The sequence below is a fragment of the Streptomyces sp. MnatMP-M17 genome (assembly GCF_900091995.1).
Taxonomy (GTDB): domain Bacteria; phylum Actinomycetota; class Actinomycetes; order Streptomycetales; family Streptomycetaceae; genus Streptomyces.
Genome location: NZ_FMDK01001080.1, coordinates 1 through 5,819 on the forward strand (window position 1 = coordinate 1; position 5,819 = coordinate 5,819).

Annotated in this window: 6 protein-coding genes; 5 read left to right on the top strand and 1 reads right to left on the bottom strand. The window is 69.8% G+C overall.

What is annotated here, in order from left to right:
• Together GA0115259_RS36145 and GA0115259_RS36150 are read left to right on the top strand one after the other, a co-directional pair.
• Positions 1–843 (top strand): hemolysin family protein (locus GA0115259_RS36145; protein WP_141716842.1); only part of this gene is annotated, 843 nt, incomplete at its 5' end.
• Positions 840–1,871, top strand: coding sequence for a hemolysin family protein (locus GA0115259_RS36150; protein WP_093604673.1), 1,032 nt, complete (start codon positions 840–842; stop codon positions 1,869–1,871). The genes GA0115259_RS36145 and GA0115259_RS36150, both read left to right, overlap by 4 nt.
• Before the next feature lie 98 nt (positions 1,872–1,969).
• Here the strand turns inward: GA0115259_RS36150 and GA0115259_RS36155 are convergent, their stop codons facing one another.
• Complete coding sequence (locus GA0115259_RS36155) at positions 1,970–2,779, bottom strand: SAM-dependent methyltransferase (RefSeq protein ID WP_093604675.1); 810 nt, start codon at positions 2,777–2,779, stop codon at positions 1,970–1,972.
• Between the two features lie 307 nt (positions 2,780–3,086).
• On the opposite strand from GA0115259_RS36155, the gene GA0115259_RS36160 reads away from it, so the two are divergent.
• The 3 genes from GA0115259_RS36160 to GA0115259_RS36170 all read left to right on the top strand — a co-directional run bounded on the left by GA0115259_RS36160 (position 3,087) and on the right by GA0115259_RS36170 (position 5,747).
• On the top strand, positions 3,087–3,674 hold the full coding sequence (locus GA0115259_RS36160) for an RNA polymerase sigma factor (RefSeq protein ID WP_093604677.1): 588 nt from the start codon (positions 3,087–3,089) through the stop codon (positions 3,672–3,674).
• Positions 3,658–4,413, top strand: coding sequence for a hypothetical protein (locus GA0115259_RS36165; protein WP_093604679.1), 756 nt, complete (start codon positions 3,658–3,660; stop codon positions 4,411–4,413). The genes GA0115259_RS36160 and GA0115259_RS36165 overlap by 17 nt, the downstream gene beginning before the upstream one ends.
• Positions 4,414–4,553: 140 nt before the next feature.
• The gene (locus GA0115259_RS36170; protein WP_093604681.1) at positions 4,554–5,747 is read left to right on the top strand and encodes an MFS transporter; all 1,194 of its coding nucleotides are present in this window, start codon (positions 4,554–4,556) and stop codon (positions 5,745–5,747) included.
• The last annotated feature ends 72 nt before the right edge of the window (positions 5,748–5,819 follow it).

Sequence of the window (5,819 nt, forward strand, 5' to 3'; positions counted from 1 at the left end):
GTACGGCGGTTCGGGCTGGAGCCCGCCGAGGAGCTGGCCTCCGCCCGTACGCCCGAGGAACTGGTCGCCCTCGCGCGCCACTCCGCGCGGGAAGGCGCCATAGAGGCGGACTCGGCCGAGCTGTTCGTACGGACACTGCATCTCGCCGAGCTGACCGCGGAGAACGTGATGACGCCCCGGGTGGATGTCCGGGCCCTGGAGGCCCATGCCACCGCGGGTGACGCCGCCCGGCTGACCCTGGCCACCGGTCTGTCCCGGTTCCCGGTCTACCGCGACACGCTGGACGAGGTCATCGGCACCGTCCATATCCGCGATGTCCTCGCGCTGGACGAGACCCGCCGTGACCACACTCCCGTCACCGAGCTGGCCACCCGCCCGCTGCTCGTCCCGGACTCGCTCCCGGTCGACCGGCTGCTGCGGCGGCTGCGGGAGGCGAGGACGATGGCCGTGGTGATCGACGAGTACGGCGGCACCGCCGGTGTCGCCACCGTGGAGGACATCGTCGAGGAGGTCGTCGGAGAGGTACGGGACGAGCACGATCCGGACGAGACACCCGATCTGCTTCCGAAGGAGCCGACCGCGGACGGCCGCCAGGTCTGGGAGGCGGACGGCGGAGTCCGGCTCGACCAGCTCGCCGAGATCGGTCTCGACGCGCCGGACGGTCCCTACGAGACACTCGCGGGCCTGCTCGCGACCCGGCTGGAGCGGCTGCCCGTCGTCGCCGACACACTGGAGATCGACGGCTGGCGGTTCGACGTCCTGCGGATAGAGCACCGGCGCGCCGACCGGGTGCGGATCACCGCGTCCGCCCCGGCCAACGACCTCACGGAGAACGCCCGATGACCGTTCTGCAGCTCGCCATCGGCGTGTTCACCCTCTTCACCAACGCGTTCTTCGTCGGTGCGGAGTTCGCCCTCATCTCCGTACGGCGCAGCCAGATCGAGCCTCTGGCGGTCAAGGGCAGCCGTCGTGCGAAGACCACACTGTGGGGACTTGAGCATCTGTCGGCGGCCATGGCCACCGCGCAGCTCGGTATCACCATCTCCTCGCTGGTGCTGGGCGCCGTCGCCGAGCCGGCGATCGCGCATCTGCTGGAGCCGCCGTTCGAGACGATCGGTGTGCCGGAGGCGCTGATCCATCCGATCGCCTTTGTGATCGCGCTGACTCTGGCGACCTATCTGCACATGCTGATCGGCGAGATGGTGCCGAAGAACATCGCGCTGGCGGCGCCCGCGTCGACCGCGCTCGCGCTGGCGCCCGTCCTGGTGGCGCTGACCCGTGCGCTGCGTCCGGTGATCTTCGGGATCAACGCGTTCGCCAACGCCATCCTGCGGCTGCTGAAGGTGGAGCCCAAGGACGAGGTGGCGTCGGTCTTCACCGACGACGAACTCGCCCGGCTGGTCAAGGACTCCAGCGAGGCAGGGCTGCTCGATCCGGCGGACGGGGAGCGGCTGCGGGACGCACTGGAACTCGGTACGCGCCCGGCGGGCGAGGTGATGGTCCCGCTCAGCAGGACCGTCACCGTCAACCACCGGATCACACCTCAGGAGTTGGAGCGCGCCGCCGCGTCCTCCGGCTTCTCCCGGCTGCCGGTCACCGGGCCCGACGACACGATCCTCGGCTATCTGCACATCAAGGACGCGCTCGGTGCCGCCGAGCGCACCCGGCCCTTTCCCCGCAGTGCGCTGCACACGGTGATCCGGGTCGAGATCGACACTCCGCTGGACGACACCATGACGGCGATGCGCGCCGCCGGAACGCATCTCGCGGCCGTGACCGGTGACAAGGGAACCGTCATCGGCTTTGTCACCATGGAAGACGTCCTGGACGAACTGGTCGGCCCGGCGGCCGACTCACCGGCCGCGCAGTAGGCGCGCCGCGTATCGAACGGCCGGTGCCCTCGCCCGAGGACACCGGCCGCTTCGGCGTTCAGGGCCGGTCGGCGCCGATCGAAGCGAATCGAGGCCGGTCAGGGCTTGCGTGCCACACCGACGTAGCAGGCCGCTTCCTTGAGAGTGACATTCTCCGCGTGCTCGTCGGGATCCGGGCGCCACTCGTGCGAGGGCGTGATCCCTGGATCGAGCAGCTCCCAGCCGCTGAAGAAACGGGCTATCTCCTCGCGGGTACGCGCCTGTCCGGGATTGCCCGACGCGCGGTATGCGGCCGTCAGCCGGGCTATGCCCTCGGGATCGAACTCGGCGGTGACATGGGCGATCGCGAGCGTACTGCCCGACGGCAGCGCGTCCTTGAGGATTTCGACGATGTCATGGGCGCCGTGCTCGTCGGTCACGAAGTGGAGCAGCGCGTTGAGGCTGAGCGCGATGGGCTGGGTGAAGTCCAGCGTCGACCGGATCTCCTCGGCGGCCAACAGGGCCTGTGGCGAGGTGACATCGGCATGGGCGTACGCCGTGCGTCCGGCGGGATGGCTGTGGAGCAGCGCGCGGGCATGGGCCAGCACTATGGGATCGTTGTCCGTATAGACCACATGCGCCGTCGGGTCCTCCCGCTGCGCCACCTCATGGAGGTTCGGCGAAGTGGGAATGCCCGTGCCGATGTCCAGGAACTGACGCATACCGTTCCGGGCGAGGAAGCGTACGGAGCGGTTCATGAAGCGCCGGTTGATACGGGCGGTGGCCAGGATGGAGGGGAACGCCGTCATGGCGCGGGCCGCGGCCTCGCGGTCGGCGGGAAAGTTGGTCGTGCCGCCCAGGTAATAGTCGTACATACGCGCCGAATGCGCCCGGTCCAGCTCCAGATCCACCGCGCTGTTGTCCCCCACCGTCGCGACTCCCCGCTCTCATTGCCGGTTGACTGTCAGTGGCTGCCCACCACCGCATACGGACAACCGTACGAGATACTCCAACTCCGGTTACCAGCGGGCCTGGTGGGAGAGAAGAAACCAAATGGGCCAAGTAACCTGACTCCAAGGCCGAGTAATCATATGATGACTATCAGCGAAAAGACCCAGAGGTGTTCCGTACAGTGAGGGCACCCTTCCGGTTGGCTGACCAGTGAGAGAGGACCACACCTCTCGCGCCGACGCCCTCTGCCCTGGAGCGGCGCGGTGTCCAGGGAACGGGGCGTCCGTGCAGGTCGATCTAGAGATCCCCGACCGGCCGCAGCGGCGGCTGGCGTTGACGTTCGACGCCTTCGACACACACCACCACACCATCTGGCTGCGCTACGCCCACACCCAGGTCGGCAGCAGGGCCGCCGCCGAGCAGGTGGTGGACGCGGCCTGTGCACGGCTGCTCGGGCATTGGCAGTATGTCCTTTCCAGGGAATCGGTACCTCAGTACGCATGGGCCGTACTGAAGGAGGAGGTGGCGCGATGGCTGGACGAACACGGCGCTCCCGAGCCGCTGTTGGCCGACACCGCCGCCTTCCAGGCCGCGATCCGCAAACTGCTCCTGCCCGAGACATGCGATCAATTCGCCGTGCTGGAGGGCGAGATCGGGCTGTACACGGCGATCTCACGGTTGCCGGAGCGGCAGTACGATGTCGTGGTGCTGCGCTATGTCCTCCAGGTCCCGGACGAGGAGGTCGCCGAGTACATGGGGATCGAGGTCGCCACGGTCCGCTCCCATGTACGGCACGCCCGACGGCGGCTGGCCAGGGAACTGGACATACGGGAGACCGAGACGGAGACCATGGACCGTGCACCGCGCCGATGAACCGGCGTCCAGCCCCGTAGAGGTGCTGCTGGAGAACGCCGAAGTGCTCACCGACACGTATGACGACTACGACACGGAGGCGGCCCGCGCCCGGGTCGCCGCCCGGTGCGCGACGGAGAAGCAGGCGTGCCCGACCGGTGCGGGCGCACCGCCCCGGCACCATCCCTCCGCCCATGAACAGGCCGCCCAGGATCTCAATCTCGCCGTGGCCCTGATCCTCAACGCTCCCGAGGCGTCGGCCAGTCTGACCCGGCTGGTCGATCATGACCAGATCGATCCGGAGGGCGCCGTCGTCTTCGCCGCCCTGCTGCATCTGACCGGCCACCGGGACGCGGCGCAGTTCTGGTGGCAGTTCGCGGCCGGCGGCGGGAACAGGACCGCGGCCTTCTGTCTCTTCCTCGCCCATCAGCAGCGGGCCGAGTTCAGGGACGCGGCGTACTGGCGCGGTCAGTCGCGCGGGCCGGCCCGGCCCGGCCGCAGGACGACGGCACCGCCCACGCTCTCCTCGCTGCTGCCCGAGACGGTCCGGCACGATCTGCTCAGCCAGTGCCACCGTGGCCGCCATCCCACACTGCCGGCGCCGCTGGAAGCGGTCATCAACCGCCTCCGTGTCGACAGCGCGGACGAGGACTTCGGCGAAGTGCCCCAGCCTGACGTCAGTCTGACCCATGATCTGACCCGCGATCCGGCCCGTGGCAGCGGCTGCCGTGGCCGAGGCCGCGCGCCCGGCACGGGATAGCGGCGACGAAGCACGAAGAGACGCGGAGGGACGACCGTACGGTCCGTGCGATCCGGCCGTCAGGCGAATGGCCCCTTGAGGGCGGTCGAGGACGGTCGCGGGCGCGGCGTCCACGCCCGTCGGCTCGTACGGTGGCTTGCATGATCGTTCGCACGAACGGGGCACGGCGGCTCGCCTGTCCGGCCGCCGCGGTGGTGTTCGCCATCGGTATGGCCGGTACGACTCTGCCCACGCCGCTGTACGGGCTCTACCGGGAGCAGCTCGGCTTCTCCGAGCTGATGGTCACGGTGGTCTTCGCCGTCTACGCCATCGGAGTGATCACCACGCTGCTGCTGGCGGGCAACTACTCCGACGAGGCGGGACGCCGGCCGGTGCTGCTGATCGCCCTCGGGCTCTCCGCCGCCAGTGCCCTCTGCTTCCTCTTCGAAGGCGGTCTGCCGCTGCTGTTCACCGGCCGGCTGCTGTCGGGCTTCGCCGCCGGGCTGCTCAGTGGAACCGCCACCGCCACGGTGCTGGAACTGGCCGCGCCGGGCCGCGAGGCACGGGCGGCCTTCGTCGCGACCGCGGCCGGCATGGGCGGTCTGGGCTGTGGTCCGCTGCTGTCCGGTCTGCTCGCCCAGTACGCGCCCTGGCCGCTGCGGCTGCCCTTCCTGGTGAATCTCGCGCTGGTGGCGGTGGCATGCGTACTGACCTGGTTCCTGCCGGAGACCGTCGGACACCCGGTACGGTGGCCACGGCTCAGACCGCAGGGGCTGACGGTGCCGCCCGAGGTGCGCGGAGTGTTCGTACCGTCGGCACTCGCCGCCTTCGTCGGCTTCGCGCTGCTGGGAGTGTTCCTGGCGGTGGCACCGGCCTTTCTCTCCCAAACGCTCGGCGAGCGCAATCTGGCCGTGTCGGGCGCGGTCGTCTTCTCGGTGTTCCTGGCCTCCACGGCCGGACAGGCGCTGCTCGGGAGGATCGGGGTCGGCCGGGCGCTGACGGGCGGCTGTCTCTTCCTGGTGCTCGGTCTCCTGCTGGTGGGCGCCTCCCTGGCGGCGGAGTCGCTGCCGCTGCTCGTGCTGGGCGCGCTCTGCGGCGGACTCGGCCAGGGCCTCGCCTTCCGCGCCGGTGTGGCCGCGGTCAGCGGGGCTGCGCCGCCGGAACACCGGGGAGGCACCATCTCGGCCTACTTCGTCGTGGCCTATCTGGGGATCTCCGTGCCGGTGGTAGCCGTCGGGGCGCTGGCGCTCTGGCTGGGGCTGAAGAACGCGGGGCTGGTCTTCACGGCGTGTGTGGTGGTGCTGTCGGCCGCCGTCGGACTCCATCTCCAGCGCAGGCCGCCGCCGGAAGGCTGACGGGAGCCGCGCGCTAGGGCGTGTTTCGAAAGTCCCGCCTGGCCCGCGACGCCCGGCACACGCGCTCGCTGC

What these genes read in the sequence shown, in the direction of transcription:
- GA0115259_RS36170 (WP_093604681.1), top strand. Translation starts at nt 4,554, where the DNA reads ATGATCGTTCGCACGAACGGGGCACGGCGGCTCGCCTGTCCGGCCGCC.
- GA0115259_RS36150 (WP_093604673.1), top strand. Translation starts at nt 840, where the DNA reads ATGACCGTTCTGCAGCTCGCCATCGGCGTGTTCACCCTCTTCACCAAC.